The organism is Microbacterium sp. che218 (assembly GCF_040436305.1).
In the GTDB taxonomy this organism is placed as follows: Bacteria; Actinomycetota; Actinomycetes; order Actinomycetales; family Microbacteriaceae; genus Microbacterium; species Microbacterium algihabitans.
In genome coordinates this window covers 610,066-629,548 of sequence record NZ_AP031501.1, presented here as the reverse complement: position 1 = coordinate 629,548, position 19,483 = coordinate 610,066, and the positions used below count along the sequence as shown (strand labels likewise).

Annotated in this window: 16 protein-coding genes; 3 read left to right on the top strand and 13 right to left on the bottom strand. The window is 71.1% G+C overall.

What is annotated here, in order from left to right:
- Nucleotides 1-4: 4 nt before the first annotated feature.
- The 5 genes from ABXS86_RS03000 to ABXS86_RS02980 all read right to left on the bottom strand — a co-directional run bounded on the left by ABXS86_RS03000 (nt 5) and on the right by ABXS86_RS02980 (nt 6,624).
- Entirely contained in the window at nt 5-2,950 is a 2,946-nt protein-coding gene (locus ABXS86_RS03000) for a DEAD/DEAH box helicase (RefSeq protein ID WP_353665568.1), read from the bottom strand.
- A gap of 343 nt (nt 2,951-3,293) precedes the next feature.
- Nucleotides 3,294-3,704, bottom strand: a complete 411-nt coding sequence (nusB, locus tag ABXS86_RS02995) for a transcription antitermination factor NusB (protein ID WP_144833456.1) — start codon at nt 3,702-3,704, stop codon at nt 3,294-3,296.
- A 2-nt stretch (nt 3,705-3,706) separates the two neighbouring features.
- Entirely contained in the window at nt 3,707-4,267 is a 561-nt protein-coding gene (gene efp / locus ABXS86_RS02990; protein ID WP_144833458.1) for an elongation factor P, read from the bottom strand.
- A 73-nt stretch (nt 4,268-4,340) separates the two neighbouring features.
- On the bottom strand, nt 4,341-4,799 hold the full coding sequence (locus ABXS86_RS02985; RefSeq protein ID WP_307211026.1) for a type II 3-dehydroquinate dehydratase: 459 nt from the start codon (nt 4,797-4,799) through the stop codon (nt 4,341-4,343).
- Between the two features lie 13 nt (nt 4,800-4,812).
- Nucleotides 4,813-6,624, bottom strand: coding sequence for a sugar phosphate isomerase/epimerase and 4-hydroxyphenylpyruvate domain-containing protein (locus ABXS86_RS02980; RefSeq protein WP_353665567.1), 1,812 nt, complete (start codon nt 6,622-6,624; stop codon nt 4,813-4,815).
- A gap of 62 nt (nt 6,625-6,686) precedes the next feature.
- Between ABXS86_RS02980 and ABXS86_RS02975 the strand changes: the two genes are divergently transcribed.
- The 3 genes from ABXS86_RS02975 to ABXS86_RS02965 all read left to right on the top strand — a co-directional run bounded on the left by ABXS86_RS02975 (nt 6,687) and on the right by ABXS86_RS02965 (nt 10,181).
- Nucleotides 6,687-7,319: a TetR/AcrR family transcriptional regulator gene (locus ABXS86_RS02975; RefSeq protein ID WP_307211032.1), complete on the top strand. Its 633-nt coding sequence runs from the start codon at nt 6,687-6,689 to the stop codon at nt 7,317-7,319.
- 623 nt (nt 7,320-7,942) lie between these two features.
- Nucleotides 7,943-8,848: a shikimate dehydrogenase gene (locus ABXS86_RS02970; RefSeq protein ID WP_307211034.1), complete on the top strand. Its 906-nt coding sequence runs from the start codon at nt 7,943-7,945 to the stop codon at nt 8,846-8,848.
- Between the two features lie 13 nt (nt 8,849-8,861).
- Entirely contained in the window at nt 8,862-10,181 is a 1,320-nt protein-coding gene (locus ABXS86_RS02965; RefSeq protein ID WP_307211036.1) for an MFS transporter, read from the top strand.
- Nucleotides 10,182-10,264: 83 nt separating this feature from the next.
- Here the strand turns inward: ABXS86_RS02965 and ABXS86_RS02960 are convergent, their stop codons facing one another.
- From ABXS86_RS02960 to alaS, 8 genes are read right to left on the bottom strand one after another with little or no spacing between them, the layout of a single operon-like run.
- Nucleotides 10,265-10,843 (bottom strand): GNAT family N-acetyltransferase, encoded by a 579-nt coding sequence (locus ABXS86_RS02960; RefSeq protein ID WP_353665566.1) that lies wholly within the window; start codon nt 10,841-10,843, stop codon nt 10,265-10,267.
- Nucleotides 10,836-11,912, bottom strand: coding sequence for a 3-dehydroquinate synthase (gene aroB / locus ABXS86_RS02955; protein WP_144833474.1), 1,077 nt, complete (start codon nt 11,910-11,912; stop codon nt 10,836-10,838). The genes ABXS86_RS02960 and aroB overlap by 8 nt, the downstream gene beginning before the upstream one ends.
- The gene (locus tag ABXS86_RS02950; RefSeq protein WP_307211043.1) at nt 11,909-12,475 is read right to left on the bottom strand and encodes a shikimate kinase; all 567 of its coding nucleotides are present in this window, start codon (nt 12,473-12,475) and stop codon (nt 11,909-11,911) included. The genes aroB and ABXS86_RS02950 overlap by 4 nt, the downstream gene beginning before the upstream one ends.
- Nucleotides 12,462-13,688, bottom strand: a complete 1,227-nt coding sequence (gene aroC / locus ABXS86_RS02945) for a chorismate synthase (protein ID WP_353665565.1) — start codon at nt 13,686-13,688, stop codon at nt 12,462-12,464. The genes ABXS86_RS02950 and aroC overlap by 14 nt, the downstream gene beginning before the upstream one ends.
- A 4-nt stretch (nt 13,689-13,692) precedes the next feature.
- Nucleotides 13,693-14,529, bottom strand: coding sequence for a shikimate dehydrogenase (locus tag ABXS86_RS02940; protein ID WP_353665564.1), 837 nt, complete (start codon nt 14,527-14,529; stop codon nt 13,693-13,695).
- A complete protein-coding gene (mltG, locus tag ABXS86_RS02935; RefSeq protein WP_353665563.1) occupies nt 14,523-16,334 on the bottom strand; it encodes an endolytic transglycosylase MltG in 1,812 nt (603 codons plus the stop codon). The genes ABXS86_RS02940 and mltG overlap by 7 nt, the downstream gene beginning before the upstream one ends.
- 2 nt (nt 16,335-16,336) lie before the next feature.
- Entirely contained in the window at nt 16,337-16,810 is a 474-nt protein-coding gene (gene ruvX, locus ABXS86_RS02930) for a Holliday junction resolvase RuvX (RefSeq protein ID WP_307211050.1), read from the bottom strand.
- The gene (alaS, locus tag ABXS86_RS02925) at nt 16,807-19,476 is read right to left on the bottom strand and encodes an alanine--tRNA ligase (protein ID WP_353665562.1); all 2,670 of its coding nucleotides are present in this window, start codon (nt 19,474-19,476) and stop codon (nt 16,807-16,809) included. Before alaS ends, ruvX begins: the two co-directional genes overlap by 4 nt.
- Nucleotides 19,477-19,483: the final 7 nt, after the last annotated feature.

Genomic DNA, 19,483 nt, shown 5'->3' with positions numbered 1-19,483 from the left:
TGGATCACGGCCCGAGCAACCCCCGGATGTCGTCCGCGTCGAGCGCTGCGGCGAACGCGTCGTCGTCATCGATCACCGCGTCGAACAGAGCAGCCTTTCGATGCTGGAGCGCCCGCACCTTCTCTTCGACGGTGCCCGCCGCGATGAGGCGGTACACGAACACGCTCTTGGTCTGACCGATGCGGTGCACCCGGTCGATCGCCTGATTCTCGGCGGCGGGATTCCACCACGGATCGAGCAGGAACACGTACTCGGCCTCGGTGAGGGTCAGACCGAAACCACCTGCCTTCAGACTGATGAGGAACACCGGAGCATCCCCTTCGCGGAACCCGTCGATCACGTCGCCCCGGCGAGCCGTGGATCCGTCGAGATGCGCGTACGCGAGACCGGCGGCATCCAGTCGCTCCGCCGCCAGATCGAGGAACGACGTGAACTGACTGAACACCAGGGCACGGTGTCCCTCGGCGGCCACCTCGACGAGACGGTCCAGCAGCACGTCGAGCTTCGCCGACCCCAGATGCGCATCGCGCTCGTCGACGAGCCCCGGCGCGAGGGCCAGCATGCGCAGCAAGGTGAGCGAGCGGAACACGATGAAGCGCTGCCGATCGAGATCGTCGAGCAACCCGAGCACCTTCTGCCGCTCGCGCTGCAGCACACGGTCGTAGAGCTCCTGATGCGCGGGACCGAGGGGAACCGCGATCTCCTGCTCCTGCTTGGGAGGGAGATCGGATGCCACGACGTCCTTCGTGCGCCGCAGCAGGAACGGCCGCACCCGACGGCGTAGTCGATCCAGGGTCTTCTCGCGGTGCGCGCTCGCCGCGGCCGCCGACAGGGCGGTCGGGGCGTCGGAGGGCAGCTGCTCGATCGCCCGGGTGTAGTCCTCGCGGAACTGCCGGATCGAGGGGAACAGCCCCGGAGCGGTGAGCGAGAGCAACGCCCACAGGTCGTCGAGACCGTTCTCGATCGGCGTCCCTGTGGCGGCGAACACCGCGTCGGTCTGCAACGCCGCGATCGCGCGATGGACCCGCGTCGCGGGGTTCTTCACGAACTGCGCCTCATCGAGCACGACGCCGGCCCAGTGCACAGCGCCGAACTCCGCGGCATCCGCCCGCACGACCCCGTAGGGGGCCACCACGATGTCGACACGCCCGGCGATGTCGGTGATCGCGGACGCACGACGAACGGCCGTTGCCTCGACCACCCCGACCCGCAGGTCGGGGGCGAAGCGCGACGCCTCGTCGCGCCAGGTCGGCAGCACCGAGGTGGGTGCCACGACGAGCCAGGGCCGCTGCTCGCCCGATGCCTTCGCGTGGGCGATGAGGGCGAGCAACTGCAGGGTCTTGCCGAGCCCCATGTCGTCGGCGAGGATCCCGCCGAGCCGGTGCCGGTGCAGAAGCGCGAGCCACGACAGCCCCTCGCGCTGGTACGGGCGCAGCTCGGCGCGGAACCCGGATGGCGTCGGCACCTCCGGCACCTCGGAGACATCCCGCAACGCGCGTGCCAGGCCGCGCCACTCGACGGCTGCCTCGGACTGGTCGGCGAGGTCTTCGAACTCCGCCCACAAGGTGAGGTGCGTGCGCGGAAGCCGCGGACCGGTCTCCCACTCATCGAGCGCCGCCGCCTCTTCGAGCAGGTCGCGAAGCCGCTGCAGAGCCGGATGGGCGAGCGAGAACCACGCGCCGTCCGAGAGCTTGATGCGCGTGCGCCCCCGCGAGAGCGCGGAGAACAGCGTCCCGAACGGAATCAGGCGCCCCTCGATCGTCACGACGATGCCGAGGTCGAACCAGTCGCGATCGAGCGACTCGACCGCCGTGATCCGCAGCGACGGGTCGCCCCTCAGCTCGCGGAACGTCGGCGCCGTGCCGGTCGTGCGCACCCGCACCTCGTCGAGCACGTCGATCGCGGGGAGCACCCGGGTCGCGAACACGGCGGCATCCGCGTCGTGCAGGTTCGCGCGGGGCGTCACGGGGAGGTCGGATGCCGCCATCCACGCCGTCTCGAACCGCTCGCCGATCTGCGCCTCGGCGCGGAGGTCGCGCTCAGTGTCGTCTGCGGCGTCGTACGCCACGCGACGAGCACCCGGGTAGACCCACTCGAGTCGATAGGCGACGTCGTCATCGGCATACGTCACCGCGACCTCGAGGATCGGACGATCCGGCGGCGGCGTCGGGACCCCCGCTCCCACCGACAGCGGCGCGCGACGCGCGAGCCGGGGGTACACCTCGGCGACGAACTCGTCGGCCTCGCCGCGGGGCACGTCGACGCCCGCGGTGCCGAGGAGAGTTGGCAGGGGCTCGGGCAACGCGACCGGAGCGAGCACGATCGGCACCGGGTCGCGATCGAGCTCGAACGCGAACAGCCCCGACGCCCCGATCGCGCGCGCTCGCGTCGCGTCGACGGTGCCGCCGTCGAGCGTGAGGTCGGCCGAGATCCGCAGCGCTCCCCCGCCCACGGCGTCGAGCGCCACCCGCGCGGTCGCCTCGCTCGCGAGCCGCACGCTCTGCTGGGGGTTCATCGACACGAGCGGGATGCCGAGCCGCTCCGCCGCCGCCAGGTGCGGCCACAGCAGGGGCGAGGTGACGGTGTCGAGCGCGATCGTGTCGCCGACGGGCGCGAAGGGGCCGGTCGTGCGGAAGGCCTGAGCGAGGGCGAACAGTTCGGCGAACCAGTTCACGTGGGCGGGATCGAAGCGGACGGGCGAGCGGCGGACCGTCTCCCACGTGGCATCCGCCTTGATCCAGGCCTCACGCGACCCCCGCACGAGCGGACGGGCCGCGAGTTGCAGGTCGTCCTGGCGCTGCGCGAGCAGTCGCGGGGTCACCGGCACGACCGCCCGCGCCTCCCACCGCGCCGGGTCGTACGCTTCGCGCTGACGTAGCTCGACGCCCAGCGCGAGCGCCTCGTACGATGGAGCGCCGCCGGAGGGGATGAGTTCACGCCACGACGTCACGCCGCGATCCTTCCGTCAACCTCCGACACGGACGCGCGCGCCCCGCGCACGGTCGCCCCCGCCCACCCATGAACGCTTTCCCCGCGCATAAACGCGTGCAGCTCGCGTTTACGCGCGCCGACAGCGTTTATGCGTGAGTACCCGCCGCGAGGTCGGACGATGCGACCCGCCGCAGGCAGGCCGGTCGGCGGGCACGCGGCATCCGCCGCGCCATGCCCCGACTCGGCGCGACCCGACACCGGTCCGTTAACCTGCACGCACACGGCATCCGCCCCGCTCGTGAAACGACGCGACGCGACCGCCGACCGGGGGTCGGGGCCGCGTCGCACCACGTCGGGACTGCTCAGGACGAGCGCGCGATCCGCGCGAGCACGCCGTGCACGAACGAACCGGAGTCGTCGGTGGAGAACTCCTTCGCGAGCTCCACGGCCTCGTCGATCGCAACGGCCGTGGGCACGTCGTCGTTGTAGAGGATCTCCCACGTGCCGATGCGCAGCAGAGCGCGGTCGACGGCGGGCATGCGCTGCAGCGACCAGTCCTTCGAGAACGTCGTGATCTGCTCGTCGATCGCGTCGCGGTTGTCGATCACTCCGTCGACGATGTCGCGGGCGTAGAGCCACGAGGCCTCGCGGGCGGGCTCGGAGGCGGCGCGCTTTGCTTCGGTCGCGAGCATGATCGCGAGCTCTTCGCCGCGCACGTCGGCCTGGAACAGGATGTCGAGGGCGCGCTTGCGCGCCTTGGTACGGGCGCTCAAGGTCAGCTGATGCGGCCGAGGTACTCGCCGGTGCGAGTGTCGACCTTGATCTTCGTGCCGGTCTCGAGGAACAGCGGAACCTGCATCTCGTAGCCGGTCTCGACGGTGGCGGGCTTGGTGCCGGCCGAGGAGCGGTCGCCCTGCAGACCGGGCTCGGTGTAGGTCACCTCGAGGATGACGGACGGCGGAAGCTCGATGTAGAGCGGGTTGCCGTTGTTGAGCGCGATCTGCACCTGCTGGTTCTCGAGCAGGAAGTTCGCGGCGTCGCCCACGGTGGCGGAGCCGACGGTGATCTGGTCGTAGTCGGCGACGTCCATGAAGACGAAGCCCTCACCGTCGTTGTACAGGTAGGTGAAGTCGCGACGGTCGACGTTCTCGAGGTCGATCTTGGCGCCGGCGTTGAACGTGCGGTCGACGACCTTGCCGCTCATCACGTTCTTGAGCTTCGTGCGGACGAACGCGCCGCCCTTTCCGGGCTTGACGTGCTGGAACTCAACGACGCTCCAGAGCTGACCGTCGATGTTCAGGACGACGCCGTTCTTGATGTCTGCGGTGGATGCCATGAGTGCCGATATTCCGTTTCGTGAGTCGATGTGGGGCGAGAGCCCGACGTCAGAGTCTACGTGATGCGCGCCGTCAGCCGTCGGCGCGGCCCGAGATGACCTCGACGAGACGTTCGACGGCACGTGCGTAGCCCGGCACGCCCTCGCCGATGACGTGCACGACGGCGACGTCTTCGATGTAGGAGAAGTGCCGGAATCTCTCGCGCTCGCGGATGTTCGAGATGTGCACTTCGGCGACGGGGAGGTCGACGGATGCCAGGGCGTCGCGCAACGACACGGATGTGTGCGTGAGCCCTCCGGCGTTGATCACGATGCCGGCGCAGTCGAGCCGGGCGGCGTGGATCGCGTCGATCAGCACGCCCTCGTGGTTGCTCTGGATCGCGCGCACCTCGAGCCCGAACCGCGCGGCGGCGTCGGAGGTGATCCGCTCGACGTCGGCGAGGGTCTCGCGGCCGTAGATCTCGGGCTGCCGGGTGCCGAGCAGGTTGAGATTCGGACCGTTGACGAGCAGCAGGCGGCGGGGCGTGGTCATGGTCGGCACGCTATCAGCGCCGGCCCTGCGCGCTCAGGCGCACGGGGGCGGTCCCCGCGCCGTACCCGGCGTAGGCGTCGACGCGCTCGACGAACTCCAGGAACACCTCGCCGATCGTGCGCGTGTAGAAGTGCAGGTACTCGCCCGAGGCGTCGCGGTCGTAGCCGAGGTGCAGCTCGCGCAACTCGTCGACCGCGGCATCCGTCATCTCGAATCGCGCGGCGAGGTCGTCGTAGTAGTTGCCGGGCATCGCGAGGGGGATGAAGCCGCGCTCCCGGGCGGCGCGGGCGAGGGCGCGCACGTCGGTGCACGCGAACGCGACGTGCTGGGGCAGGGCGGCACCGGCGCGCTGGTCGGCGAGGATCGGCGGCGCGACGTTCAGCGGCAGGCGCACCTCGCCGCCCGGGGAGCCGAGCACACGGCTCGCGACGAGGCCCTGCGGCCCCGGGACCTCGGTGCTGCTGTCGACGCGCAGCGCGAACCCGGCGGTGTAGAACAGGGTGGCTTCTTCGATCGCCTGCCACGGCTGCGAGAGGCTCACGTGATCGACGCCGACGACGGTGGTGGGGGTCTCGGGCTCGCCGTGTTCGAACTCCGCGACCCACGCGGGTTCTCCCTCGTCGGCGGCCTGCGCCCAGTACACCTCGGTGCCGTCGGGGGCGACCGCGCCGTCGAGCCGCTCCTCGGTGGCGTAGGTGCGACGGTAGGCCCGAGGAACGCGTAGTTCGTGCATGCGCAGGTCGACGGCCTCGGCATCGTCGACCTCGAGCCCGATCGCGGCCAATCGCGGCTCCCACCCGCGCGCGTGCTGCTCGTTGAGCACGACGCGGGCGTCGCCCGCGGTCCACAGGGTTACGGGCTTGGTGCGGTGCCGGCCGCGCGAGGTGAAGCCGAGCTGGTGCAGCAGCTCCTCGATCGCGGAGGTGTCTTCGGCCTTGATCTCCACGAAGTCCACGCCCGAGGGGGCGGCGGAGTCGGGCAGCATCCGCAGGTCGGCCGGGACCTCGGCGAGGGTGCGCGCGACGGCGTCCTCGAGCCAGCGCAGGGATCGCCGCGCGTGCAGGGCGGTGCGGCGGGGATCGGTCTGGCGGAACGTGTCGTTGAACACCTCGAGCGACAAGGGGCCGGTGTATCCCGCCTCCACGATGCGCGCGGTGAAGTCGGCCAGGTCGAAGTCGCCCTCGCCGGGGAACAGGCGGTGGTGCCGGCTCCACGACAGCACGTCCATGCTGAGCCGCGGGGCGTCGGCGAGCTGCACGAAGAAGATCTTCTCCCCCGGGATCCGCGCGATGTCGGTCAGGTCGTGCCCCCGCGAGAGGATGTGGAACGAGTCGAGGCACACCCCGACCGCGGGGTGGTCGGCGCGTTCGACGACGCGCCACGCGCGGCGGTAGTCGTCGATGTACTTCCCCCACGCGAGGGCTTCGAAGGCGATCCGGATGCCGTAGCCCTGGGCGAGATCGCCCAGTCGGCGCAACTGCCCGGCCGAGACGTCGTCTTCGTCGATGCTCGCGGTGGCCACGTTGCTACAGCACAGCACGAGGTCGATGCCGAGGCGGTTCATGAGGCGGAACTTCGCCTCGGCGCGGTGCAGAACGGCGGCGAACGCGTCTTCGTCGACGCCCTCGACGTCGCGCATGGGCTGGTAGAGGTCGAGCGTGAGGCCGAGGCGAGCGGCGATCGCGGCGATCTCCTCGGGGCTCTCGGGGGCGGCGAGCAGGTCGGGCTCGAAGATCTCGACGCCGTCGAATCCCGCCGCCGCGCACGCGTGGAGCTTGTCGGCCAGGGTGCCGCTGATGCAGACGGTCGCCATCGAGGTCTTCATGGCGGCTGAATGTACCAGTTAGTACAAACGGGGTCCACTCCCCCGTCCAGTAAGTTGAAGCCATGGCCGAGGCACGTCGAGACGCCGAACGCACGCGTTCCGAACTGCTCGCGGTGGCGACCGAGGTGTTCGCCGAGGATGGATTCTCTGGTGCCCGCGTCGACGAGATCGCCGCACGAACGCGCACCACGAAGCGCATGATTTACTACTACTTCGGCAGCAAAGAGGGGCTCTACCGAGCCGTCCTCGAGGAGGCCTACCGCGGGATCCGCGAGGCCGAACGCGCGATCGACGTCGATCACGCAGACCCGGTCGACGCGATCCGCGCCCTGGCCGAACTGACCTACGACCACCACGTCGGGCACGACGCGTTCATCCGTCTCGTCGCGATCGAGAACATCCACCGTGGCACCTTCATCCGTCAGATCGAGGGACTGCGCACGCTGTCGCAGCCGGCGAAGGGTCTGCTCGACGAGATCCTCGACCGAGGCCGCGCCGACGGACTCTTCCGCGCCGACGTCGACGCGATCGACGTGCACCTGGTGATCAGCGCCTACTGCGTGTTCCAGGTCGCCAACCAGTACACGTTCGGGCACCTGTTCGACGTCGACCTCGCGTCCCCCGACCGTCGCCCGCACCTGCGCGCGGTGATCGGCGACGTGGTTGTCGGCTGGCTCACGGCCCCCGCGCGCTGACACGGGTGGCTGAGCCTGTCGAAGCCGCCGGTCATCCGTGGGGTCCCGGGCCCTTCGACAGGCTCAGGGACCTCGGTTCGTAGGTGGCTGAGCCTGTCGAAGCCGCCGGTCACCTGTGGGGTCCCGGGCCCTTCGACAGGCTCAGGGACCTCGGTTCGTAGGTGGCTGAGCCTGTCGAAGCCGCCGGTCACCCGTGGGGTCCCGGGCCCTTCGACAGGCTCAGGGACCTCGGTTCGTAGGTGGCTGAGCCTGTCGAAGCCGCCGGTCATCCGTGGGGTCCCGGGCCCTTCGACAGGCTCAGGGACCTCGGTTCGTAGGTGGCTGAGCCTGTCGAAGCCGCCGGTCATCCGTGGGGTCCCGGGCCCTTCGACAGGCTCAGGGGCCTGGGTTCGCGGGTGGTTGAGCCTGTCGAAGCCGCCGGTCACCCGCGGGGTCCGGGCCCTTCGACAAGCTCAGGGACCTCGCGTCACAGGTGGCTGAGCCTGTCGAAGCCACCGGATACCCACGGGCGGCCCGGGTCCACGGCATCCGGGATCTCGTCGTTGACACCGCGGCGCGAGCGTGGTTTCCTCTGAACGTACCGGTTAGTACATAAGCCGGTGTCGCGGAGACGAAGGAGTACCGTGATCGACTCGCACCCCTATCTCGTGGGCCTCATCGGCACGGGCGTGCTCCCGTCGCTGACGCCGCCCATGCACATGGCCGAGGCGCGTGCGCTCGGGCTCACCTACGTCTACCGTCCGCTCGACCTGACGGCCCTCGGCATCGACCCCGACCGCATCGGCGACGTGCTCGCCTGGGCCGAACGCCTCGGCTACGACGCCGTCAACGTCACCCACCCCTGCAAGCAGAGCGTGCTCGCGCACCTCGACCGCATCGACCCGGTCGCCGCCGCCCTCGGCGCGGTCAACACCGTGCTCTTCACCCCGACCGGCCGCGTCGGCCACAACACCGACACGACGGGTTTCGCCGCCGCGTTCACCGACGGGCTCCCGGATGCCGAGACCCGGCACGTCGTCCAGCTCGGCGCCGGCGGGGCGGGGTCGGCCGTCGCCGACGCGCTGCTGCGCCTGGGCACCGCCCGGCTGAGCATCGTCGACCTCGACCCCGCGCGGGCGCAGGGCCTCGCGGACGACCTCGCGGCACGGCATCCGCTCGCCGTCGTCGGCACCGCCTCCCCCGCCGACCTGCCCGCCGTGCTCGCGGAAGCCGACGGCCTCGTGCACTGCACCCCCGTCGGCATGGCGGAGCACCCGGGACTCCCCCTCGACGCCGACCTGCTCCGCCCCGAGCTGTGGGTCGCCGACATCGTCTACCGCCCCCTCGACACCGAACTCCTCGTCACCGCGCGCGAGCGCGGATGCCGCACCCTCAGCGGCGGACGCATGGCGGTCCACCAGGCCGTCGACGCCTTCGCCCTCATCACCGGGACGCGACCCGATCCCGACCGCATGACCGCCCATTTCCTCGACCTCGTCACCCCCGGGTCGACCACCGACGTCCCCGTCGGCCCGGCCCTCTCCCGCTAAGGAGCACTCGTCCATGACCACCACCGCAACGACGCGGAAGACTCCCGTGAAGGCGGCCACCGCCAGCTTCATGGGAAGCGCCGTGGAGTACTACGACTTCTTCCTGTTCGGCTCTGCCGCCGCCCTCATCTTCCCGACGGTGTTCTTCCCCTCGGGCGACCAGGCAGCCCTCGTGATGTCGTTCGCGACCTTCGGGTTCGCCTACATCGCCCGCCCCGTCGGCGCCGTGATCCTCGGCCACTTCGGAGACCGCATCGGTCGCCAGAAGGTGCTGATGTTCACGCTCGTGCTGATGGGTCTGTCGACCTTCATCATCGGCTGCCTGCCGGGCTTCGCCCAGATCGGGTGGTTCGCCCCGGTGCTGCTCGTGCTCTGCCGCCTCGCGCAGGGACTCTCGGCCGCTGGTGAGCAGGCGGGCGCCTCGTCGCTCACCCTCGAGCACGCCCCCGACTCGCGTCGCTCGTTCTTCACCTCGTGGACCCTCACCGGTACGCAGGGCGGTCAGATCCTCGCCGCGCTCATCTTCATTCCGGTGGTCGCCCTGCCCGACGACATCAAGTTCTCGTGGGGCTGGCGCATCCCGTTCTGGCTGAGCGCCGTCGTCGTGATCGTGGCGTTCTTCATCCGCCGCAGCCTGCACGAGACGCCCGAGTTCGAGCAGGCCAAGGCCACCGGCCAGATCGCCCGCATGCCCCTGATCCCCCTGCTGAAGAACCACTGGCGCGACGTGCTGCGCGTGATCTGCTGCGCGTTCATCGCCGCGGTCTCGACCGTGTTCGGCACGCTCGCGATCGCCTACGGCAAGGAGCAGGGCCTCGCGGCCAGCGTCACCCTGTGGCTCGTCGTGGTCGCCAACGTCGTCGCGCTGTTCACGCAGCCCCTGTTCGGCAAGCTTGCCGACCGCGTCGGTCGCAAGCCCGTGTTCATCTACGGCGCGCTGTCGTCGGCGGTGTTCATGCCGTTCTACATGCTGTCGATGGGCGCGGGGAACGACCTGCTGACCTTCGGCCTGGCGATCCTCACTTTCTCGTGCGGATACGCCGCCGCCAACGCCGTGTGGCCCTCGTTCTACGGCGAGATGTTCAGCACCCGCGTGCGCTTCTCGGGCATGGCGATCGGCACGCAGCTCGGCTTCCTCATGGCCGGCTTCGCGCCCAGCATCGTCGCGGCCCTCGGTGGCGGGTCCGCCGGCGGCTGGGTCGTGATCAGCGTCTTCACCGCGATCATCGCGGTCATCGCCTCGGTAAGCGCCCTGACCGCTCGCGAGACGAAGGACGTGCCCACCGACCAGCTGGGTCTCGCGGCCGAGCGCCGCGTTCCCGCCACGGTCTGACGCGCGACGCGACAGCCCCGTCTCCTCCGCGAGGCGGGGCTTTCGCGTGCGCGGGGTCCTGCGTGCGCAGCGAGGCTCGCGCGTCAGAGCGTGCGGAGCGAGCGGCTCATCGCGAGCTCGGGGCCGATCGGGCCGGTGAACTCCTCGCCCGTCGCGACGAACCCGGCGCGGCGATAGGCGGCCTGGGCGCGGACGTTGTCGGCGTGCACGTCGAGGGCGAGCGTGTCGAAGCCCTGCTCGCGGGTCCAGCTCGCGGCGGTGTCGAGCAGTGCGTCGATCGCCCCCGTGCCGCGGAGTTCGGGCGCGACGTACACCCCGACCACGTCGGCGCGCGCGTCGCTGATGCGACGACCGGTGTGGTCGACCTCGCCCACGCGACGCACGAGCACCGTCACCGAACCGAGCCACGCGTCGTCGCGCTCCGCGATGAACATCGCCGCCGCATCACCCGCGGCGGCGGCCGAGGCTCGGTCGTCCCAGAACTCCTGCGCACGCGTGCGCTCCTGCTCGAGGGTGGTGAGGAAGGCGATGGATGCCGCCGGGTCGCTCACCGCGCGCAGGCGCAGCGCGCGGACGCGGTCGCCCTCCCCCGCGCGCACGCGGCGCACGGTGAAGCTCACGCGCGCGCCGTCTCCACACGGCACCGTGCGGTGCTCACGCACCGACCTCCTGATACGCCGCGAACAGCAGCGACTCGTCCGGAGCCTGCAGCACGGTGGGGCGGGCGAGGTCGTCGAGCACGATGAAGCGCAGCATGCTGCCGCGGCTCTTCTTGTCGCGCTGCATGGTGGCCTTGAGCGTCTGGAACGCGCCGGCGCGGTAGGTCGTCGGAAGGCCGAGCGACTCCAGCACCGTGCGGTGACGCTGAGCGACGTCGTCGGACAGGCGACCGGCCAGACGCGACAGCTCGGCGGCGAACACCATGCCGACCGAGATGGCCGCGCCGTGGCGCCAGCGGTAGCGCTCGGCGTGCTCGATCGCGTGCCCGAGGGTGTGGCCGTAGTTCAGCACTTCGCGCAGCCCTGCCTCGCGCAGGTCTTCGCCGACGACGCGGGCCTTCATGTCGATCGCCAGCTCGACGCAGCGACGGAACGCGTCACCGCGCGGGTCGACGATCCCCGTCGGGTCGGCCTCGATGAGGTCGAGGATCTCCGGATGCCAGATGAAGCCCGCCTTGACCACCTCGGCGAACCCCGCGGTGGCCTCGTTCTTCGAGAGCGTGTCGAGAAGGTCGAGGTCGCAGACCACGGCGACCGGAGGCCAGAACGCACCGACGAGGTTCTTGCCCTCGGCGGTGTTGATGCCGGTCTTGCCGCCGACGGCGGCGTCCACCATGCCGAGCACGGTGGTGGGCACCTGCACGAGGGCGACGCCGCGGAGCCAGGTCGCGGCGACGAAGCCGGCGAGGTCGGTGACCGCTCCCCCGCCGAAGCCGATCACGACGTCGGTACGGGTGAAGTCGGCCTGTCCCATGACTTGCCAGCAGAACGCCGCCACTTCGACGCGTTTGCCCTGCTCGGCATCCGGGATCTCGGCCAGGAGCACCTGGCGGTCGCCGACGAGTTGCGCGCGCAGCGCCTCGGCCTGCTTCGCGAGGGTCGGCGGGTGCACGATGAGCACCTTCTGCGCTCCGGCGGGCAGCTTCTCGCCGAGGGTCGCGAGCAGCCCTCGGCCGACGGTGATGTCGTAACCGGGGTCGCCGGCGACGGAGATGGTCGTGGTGTCGCTCATGGTGCCTCCTGGGCCGGGACGCTCTGCGCCCAGGCCACGATGTCGTCGACCACGCGGGACAACGGCCCCGATGACGTGTCGAACGCGATGTGGGCGGTGGATTCGTAGATGGGCCGGCGCTCCTCGAAGATGCGCAGCCAGCGTTCGGCCGGGTCTTCGCCGCCGAGGAGCGGACGCTCGTCGCCGTGGATGCGCGAAGCCACCACGTGCGGCGACACCGTCAGCAGAACGACGCGGTGCGAGGTGAGGCGTTCGCGGGTGAGCGGGTCGAGCACGGCTCCGCCGCCGAGGGCGACGACCCCGCCGCGCCCGAGGGCCTCGACGACGGCCTCGCGCTCAAGCGCGCGGAAGTGCGGCTCGCCGTGGGCGAGGAACAGGTCGCGGATGGGTCCATGGTCGCGCACGACGAGCTTGTCGGTGTCGGTGAAGGTCGTGCCGAGCGCACGCGCGACGCGACGACCGACGCTCGTCTTGCCGGCGCCCATCGGACCGATGAGCACGACGGCGGGACCGGGCGCCCCGGTGTGCGGATCGTCGGCGGGCACCCGCTCAGGCGAGGTCATGCGCGAGCAGCGCCGCGTCGGACGCGTCGCTCGTGCGCAGCGTCTCGGACAGGTTCGCCAGGTACGACTCGAGGTTGCGCCGCGTCTCGGCGACGTTGTCGCCCCCGAACTTCTCGAGCACCGCGTCGGCGAGCGTCACGGCGACCATGGCCTCGGCGACCACGCCCGCGGCGGGCACGGCGCAGACGTCGGAACGCTGGTGGTGGGCCGCGGCGGTGTCGCCGGTGGCGACGTCGACGGTGCGCAGCGCCTTGGGGATCGTGGCGATCGGCTTCATGCCCGCGCGCACGCGCAGCACGGTCCCGGTCGACATGCCGCCCTCGGTGCCGCCCGCGCGGTCGGACGAGCGGGTGATGCCGCCGTCGGTGGCGAACAGCTCGTCGTGCGCCTGCGAGCCACGGCGGGTCGTGGTGAGGAAGCCGTCGCCGACCTCGACGCCCTTGATCGCCTGGATGCTCATGAGCGCCTGCGCGAGCCTCGCGTCGAGGCGGCGGTCCCACTGCACGTGCGAGCCGAGTCCCGGGGGCAGGCCGTACGCGAGCACCTCGACGACGCCGCCGAGGGTGTCGCCCGACTTCTTCGCGTCGTCGACCTCGGCGACCATGGCGGCCGAGGTGTCGGCGTCGAAGCACCGCAGCGGATCGGCGTCGAGACGCTCGACGTCATCGGGGGTGGGGAGAGCTGCGTCTTCGGGCGAGCGGACCGGCCCGATCGACAGCGTGTGGCTGACGAGGCGGATGCCGAGTTCGCCCAGGAACGACCGGGCGATGGCGCCGAGGGCCACGCGCGCGGCGGTCTCGCGGGCCGAGGCGCGCTCGAGAATCGGACGTGCCTCGTCGAAGCCGTACTTCTGCATGCCGACGAGGTCGGCGTGACCGGGGCGCGGACGCGTGAGGGCGGCGCCGCGGCCGCGCGAGCGGTCGGAGAGCTCGACGGGCTCGGGGCTCATCACCTCGGTCCACTTCGGCCACTCGGTGTTGCCGATGCGCAGCGCGATGGGGCTGCCGATGGTGAAGCCGTGCACGATGCCGGTCGAGAGCGTGAGCTCGTCTTCTTCGAACTTCATGCGCGAGCCGCGGCCGTAGCCCAGGCGCCGACGCGCCAGCTCGGCGCGGATCTGCGCCGACGAGACGGGAACGCCGGCCGGCATCCCCTCCATGAGGGCGATCAATTCGGGGCCGTGGGACTCGCCGGCGGTGAAGACGCGAAGCATGTCCCTAGTCTCCCATGAGCGCGATGCGCATTGCGGCCAGCACCTCGGGCTCGCGCGAGAGGAGGCGAGCCGGGTCCTCCCCCACGAACACTCGCACCTGCAGCAGGGCCTGGTGCAGCAGCATCCCCAGGCCGTCGTGCGCGGCGACGCCCGCTCGTTCCCACGCGAGGGCGAGCGGCGTCGGCCATCCGCCGTAGACGACATCGACGAGCGGGCCGGAGCCGGATGCCAGGGCGTCGCCGACCGGGCCGAGGTCGATCCCGCCCGGGAGCGCCGCGATCGTGGCATCCGCCGACGCGAGATGCGGATCGTCCAGCGATCGCGCCCGCACCTCGACCTGCAGCGCCGTCCCGAGCTCCGTGAGCCGTGCGGCCGCTTCGGGGCGACGGGCGCGCACCTCGATCGTCGAGGCTCCGGCGCGGGCCGCCGCCACCACCGCGGAGGTCGCCGTCGCCCCCGCGCCGAGCACCCGCACCAGCCGCGGCTCGCGCACGCCGTACTCGTCCAGGGCGCGCGCGAGGCCGCCGACGTCGGTGTTGAACCCGTGCGGTCCGTCGGCGGTCAGCAAATACGTGTTGACGGCGCCGGTCAAGCGCGCGTCATCGTCGAGGGTCGCCGCGCGGGCCGCAGCGACCTGCTTGAGCGGCATCGTGAGCGACAGTCCCCGCCACGTGGCGTCGAGGGCTGCGATCTCGCCGATGAACGACGCGTCATCGACCTGGCGCCGGTCGTACTCCCAGTCGAGCCCGAGCACGCCGTAGGCCGCGGCGTGCAGCCGGGGCGACCGCGAATGCGCGATCGGGTCGCCCCAGACGGCCAGCCGGGTCGGGCCGCTCAGCATCCGCCGTCGGGGTTCTCGCGGCACCAGGCCTGGAACTGGTCGACCGCTTTCAACTGGTCGGCGTAGGTGGTCGAGAACACCGTCTCGCCGGTGGCCAGGTTGACGGTCGTGAAGTAGTACCAGGTGCCGTCGACGGGGTGCATGGCCGCGTCGATGGCGAGGTCGCCGGCATTCGCGATCGGTCCGACGGGGAGCCCCGGGCGGATGTAGGTGTTCCACGGGTTGTCGCTCGTCAGCGCGTTCTCGCTCGACGACGACGAGCCGGCGTCGAGTTCGTTCGCGCCGTACTGGGCCGTGGAGTCCATCTGCAGCAGGCCGTGCGTCTCGGTGTTGTCGGGCTGCAGGCGGTTCTCGATCACGCGCGAGACCTTGTAGAAGTCCTCGCTGCTGCGGGCCTCGCGCTCGATGATCGAGGCGATGATGAGGATCCGCTCGCGATCGCCTTCGGGCACTCCGGCCTTGTCGAGCGACTGCACGGTGCGCTGCACCATGGTCTGGATGACCTGCTGCGCGGTGACGCCCTCGTCGAAGTCGTAGGTGGCCGGGAAGATCCAGCCCTCGAGCGTCGAGGCCGGAACCCCGTACTGCGAGGGGTCGGCGGTCGCGGCGTCGAGGTCGGCGCGCGGGATCTTGAGCTGGTCCGCGATGAGGTCGAGCGACTGGTTGAGGGTCAGGCCCTCGCGCAGCTGCACCGAGTAGTTCAGCCGGGTGGCCGGGTCTTTCAGCGCCGCGATGACCGCCTCGGAGGTCATCTTCTGCTGCAGCTTGTAGACGCCGGGCTGGAAGGTGAAGCCCACCGCGTTGTCGACCATGTACTTGTACAGCGAGTTCGACGCCTTGGTCACGCCCGCGTCGAAGAGCTTTGGAGAGACGGACTCACCCGTGTCACCCGCGACGATCGTCACGCGGGCTTCGCCGGTGGCCTCGCCGGGGGCGTACTCGACGGGCTCGCTCGTGCCGAGGAATTCGCGCACGCGATCGCCGTAGGTGTTCCAGACGTACATGCCCCCGGCGGCCACGCCGCCGACGATCAGGACGACGATCGCGAGGGCGATCCACCCCGCGATGCGTCGACGCTTCTTCGCTGCGCGCGGGGCGTGCTCGCCGATGTCGTGGGTGGTCGTCTGGCCGGTGAAGAGGTCTTCGAGCGACCCCGCTGCTGCGGAACGCGAACCGGATGCCGCAGACCCGGCGGCCGCGGCTCCGGCGCCGACGAGCACGGGTTCGCGCACCTCGTCGCGCGCGGGCTCGACCGGGGTCGAAGCGGTAGCGGGCGGGCCGGAGGGGGCTGCCGGCGCGGGCGCGGCGGCAGCGGAGCGGCGCGCGGCGTCCGAAGAGAGGGCGGGGCCGTCCGTGCCTCGCCGGACCGGGCCGGGCTGGGCCAGGTCGTCTCCGCGGAGAGCGGGGGCGGATGCCGTGCGCCGGGGCGCGGCATCCGGAACCTCCGCGGCCGGGACGGCCGTCGGCACGACGGTGGGGCCGTCGTCGGCAGCGTGTGGGGCGGGCGCGGGGGCCGGGGTGTCCTGCGCGGCGGGACGGGCGATCTCGACTGGCGGAGCCGCGGGGATGTCTTCGGGGGCACGGCGGGCCGCATCGAAGCGCGAGGCGGCGTCGGGCGTCGGGGCGTCGGACGACTCGGGGGTGGGGGTCGGACCCGTCTGCGTGCGGCGGGCCTCGCGCGCGGCACGGCGCGACGGGGGTGCGGCGTCGTCGCCGGACGCAGACCGCGCGCCCCGGCGGGGGTCGGGCAGACGGCCGTACAGGTCGGCGAACGGGTCGTTCTCGGGGGGCTGGTTCTCGGGCATTGTCAGGCGGGCTCCTGTCCCGGTGTGACGGCGGGTCCGGCCGGCTCGCCGGACTGTCGCTCCACGTCGAGCGCCTGCTGCAGCAGCACCACAGCGGCGACTTGATCCACAATGCTACGAGAATCGCGCTGGGAACGTCCTGCTTCTCTCAGCACGCCGTGCGCCGACACGGTGCTCAGGCGCTCGTCGACCAGGCGCACCGGCATCGGCAGGGCGTCGGCGAGGGCTTGGGCGAACGCCCGCGCGTCGGTGGTCGAGGGCGTGTCGTCGCCGCGCAGGTTCAGCGGCAGACCGACGAGCACCTCGAACGCCTCGTACTCGGCCGCGAGGGCGACGATGCGTCGCACCGCCTCCTTCTTGCGCTGGACCGTCTCGACCGGAACGGCGAGCACACCGTCGGGGTCGGAGCGCGCCACGCCCACGCGGGCGCGCCCCACATCGATGCCGAGGCGGATGCCACGGCGGAACTCCGTCACGCGGTGGTTGCCCGCACGTCGGCGACGACCCCGTCAAGCGCCTGGGGCAGAGCCGCGGCATCCGTACCGCCGCCCTGGGCGACATCGGGGCGTCCGCCGCCTCCGCCGCCGAGCACACCCGCGGCGTTCTTGGCCAGGGCACCCGCGGCGAGGCCGCGCTCGCGCGCGGCGTCGTTGGTGACGACGACGACGGTGGCACGACCACCCGCGACGCTCGCCAGCGCCACCACGGCCGGGTCGGTGCCCAGACGGTCGCGCACCTGCAGGGCGAGCGAGCGCACGTCGTCGGCCGACGCGCCCTCCCCCAGGCTCTGCGCGACGACGCGCACCGTGCCGACCGCGACGGCCGACTCGACCAGCTGCGGCAGGCGACCGGTCAGGGCCTGCGCCTCGAAGGCCGCGATCTTCTTCTCGGCGGCCTTGAGGTTGGCGGCGAGCTCGGCGATGCGCGTGGGCAGCTGCTCGCGCGGCGTCTTCAGGCTCGAGCTGAGCTGCGAGACGATCGCGCGCTCGGCGGCGAGGTCGCGGAAGGCGTCGAGACCGACGAGGGCCTCGACACGACGATTGGAGGCGCCGACCGACTGCTCGCCGACGAGGTTGACCAGGCCGATCTCAGCGCTGCGGGCGACGTGGGTGCCACCGCACAGCTCACGCGACCAGGGGCCGCCGATGTCGACCATGCGCACGGTGTCGCCGTACTTCTCGCCGAACAGCGCCATGGCGCCGGCGGCCTTCGCCTCATCGAGCGACATCACGCGCGTGGTGACCTCGAGGTTGTCGCGGACGGCGTTGTTGGCGATGTCCTCGATCTCGGTGCGGGTCTCGGGCGACAGCGCCGAGCCCCAGCTGAAGTCGAAGCGCATGTAGCCGGCGCGGTTGAGCGAACCGGTCTGCGTCGCGCTCTTGCCGAGCGTGTCGCGGATCGCCGCGTGCACGAGGTGCGTCGCGGTGTGCGCCTGCTGAGCCGCGTGGCGGTTGAGCGCGTCGACCACCGTCGTCGCGGGGGCGCCGACCGACACCTCTCCGGTGGTGACCTCGACGGTGTGGCTGACCAGGCCCGGAACGGGGCGCTGCACGTCGAGCACCTCGAGCTCGTAGCCCGGGCCGACGATGACGCCCTTGTCGGCGACCTGGCCGCCCGACTCGGCATACAGGGCGGTCTCGGCGAGGATGACCTCGGCGATCTGGCCCTCCGACGCGCGGTCGGTGCCCTGGCCCTGCACGAGGATGCCGAGGATCTTCGACTCCGTCTGCATCTCGGTGTACCCGGTGAACACGGTCTCACCCTGCGCGCGGAACTCGCGGTACGCGCTCTGGTCGGCGATCGCTCCCTTGCGGGCACGGGCGTCGGCCTTGGCGCGCGTGCGCTGCTCAAGCATGAGCGTGTCGAACGCGGCACGGTCGACCGACAGGCCGGCTTCTTCGGCGATCTCGAGCGTGAGGTCGATCGGGAAACCGTAGGTGTCGTGCAGGAGGAACGCCTCGGAGCCCGACAGGGTGGTGCCGCCGCCGTTCTTGGCCTCGACGACCGACTGGTCGAGGATCGCCGACCCGGCCGCGAGCGTGCGCAGGAAGGTCTGCTCCTCGGCGATCGCGTAGGCCGAGAGGCGCGCGTAGTCGGCTTCGACCTCGGGGTACGACTCCTTCATCGCGTCGCGCGAGGCGGCGAACAGCTCGGGGAAGGTCGCGCCCTCGACGCCCAGCAGGCGCATCGAGCGGATCGCGCGGCGCATGATGCGGCGCAGGATGTAACCGCGTCCCTCGTTCGAGGGGGTCACACCGTCGGCGAGCAGCATGAGCGAGGAGCGCACGTGGTCGGCGACGATGCGCAGGCGCACGTCGTCTTCGTGCGACTCCTGGCCGTACGACTTGCCCGCGAGCTTCGCGGCCAGGTCGAGCACGGGGCGCACCTGGTCGGTCTCGTACATGTTGTCGACGCCCTGCTTGATGAACGCGATGCGCTCCAGGCCCATGCCGGTGTCGATGTTCTTCGCGGGCAGCTCGCCGACGATGTCGAAGTCGTACTTCGAGCGCACGTTGGTGATCTCGTACTGCATGAACACGAGGTTCCAGATCTCGACGTAGCGGTCGTCGTCGGTCGCGGGACCGCCGTCGATGCCGTACGCGGGACCGCGGTCGAAGAAGATCTCCGAGCAGGGGCCGGCGGGGCCCGGCAGGCCGGTGGACCAGTAGTTCGTGTCCTTGCCGAGGCGCTGGATGCGCTCGTCGGGCAGGGTGCTGAGCTTCAGCCAGAGGTCGCGGGCCTCGTCGTCCTCTTCGTAGACGGTGACCCACAGGTCCTTCGGATCGAAGGCGAGTCCGCCCTCCGACTCGGGCGCGGTGAGCAGCTCCCACGCGAAGCGGATCGCGTCTTCCTTGAAGTAGTCGCCGAACGACCAGTTGCCGAGCATCTGGAAGAAGGTGCCGTGACGCGGGGTCTTGCCGACCTCTTCGATGTCGTTGGTGCGGATGCACTTCTGCACGTCGGCCGCGCGGGGGTACGGCGGCGGCACGACACCGCTGAGGTACGGGATGAAGGGCACCATGCCCGCCACGGTGAACAGCAGGGCCGGGTCGTCGGTGACGAGCGAGGCCGAGGGGACGATCGTGTGGTTCTTCTTCTCGAAGAAGTCGAGGAAGCGCTGGGCGATCTCGGCGGTTTTCATGGCGGGT

Bases quoted from the DNA above. Each gene is read 5' to 3' on its own strand.
- efp (WP_144833458.1), bottom strand. From the start codon at position 4,267: ATGGCATCCACCGCAGACATCAAGAACGGCGTCGTCCTGAACATCGAC.
- ABXS86_RS02985 (WP_307211026.1), bottom strand. From the start codon at position 4,799: ATGACCACGCCCCGCCGCCTGCTGCTCGTCAACGGTCCGAATCTCAAC.
- ABXS86_RS02980 (WP_353665567.1), bottom strand. From the start codon at position 6,624: ATGAAGACCTCGATGGCGACCGTCTGCATCAGCGGCACCCTGGCCGAC.
- ABXS86_RS02975 (WP_307211032.1), top strand. From the start codon at position 6,687: ATGGCCGAGGCACGTCGAGACGCCGAACGCACGCGTTCCGAACTGCTC.
- ABXS86_RS02965 (WP_307211036.1), top strand. From the start codon at position 8,862: ATGACCACCACCGCAACGACGCGGAAGACTCCCGTGAAGGCGGCCACC.
- aroB (WP_144833474.1), bottom strand. From the start codon at position 11,912: ATGAGCGACACCACGACCATCTCCGTCGCCGGCGACCCCGGTTACGAC.
- ABXS86_RS02950 (WP_307211043.1), bottom strand. From the start codon at position 12,475: ATGACCTCGCCTGAGCGGGTGCCCGCCGACGATCCGCACACCGGGGCG.
- aroC (WP_353665565.1), bottom strand. From the start codon at position 13,688: ATGCTTCGCGTCTTCACCGCCGGCGAGTCCCACGGCCCCGAATTGATC.
- ABXS86_RS02940 (WP_353665564.1), bottom strand. From the start codon at position 14,529: ATGCTGAGCGGCCCGACCCGGCTGGCCGTCTGGGGCGACCCGATCGCG.
- mltG (WP_353665563.1), bottom strand. From the start codon at position 16,334: ATGCCCGAGAACCAGCCCCCCGAGAACGACCCGTTCGCCGACCTGTAC.
- alaS (WP_353665562.1), bottom strand. From the start codon at position 19,476: ATGAAAACCGCCGAGATCGCCCAGCGCTTCCTCGACTTCTTCGAGAAG.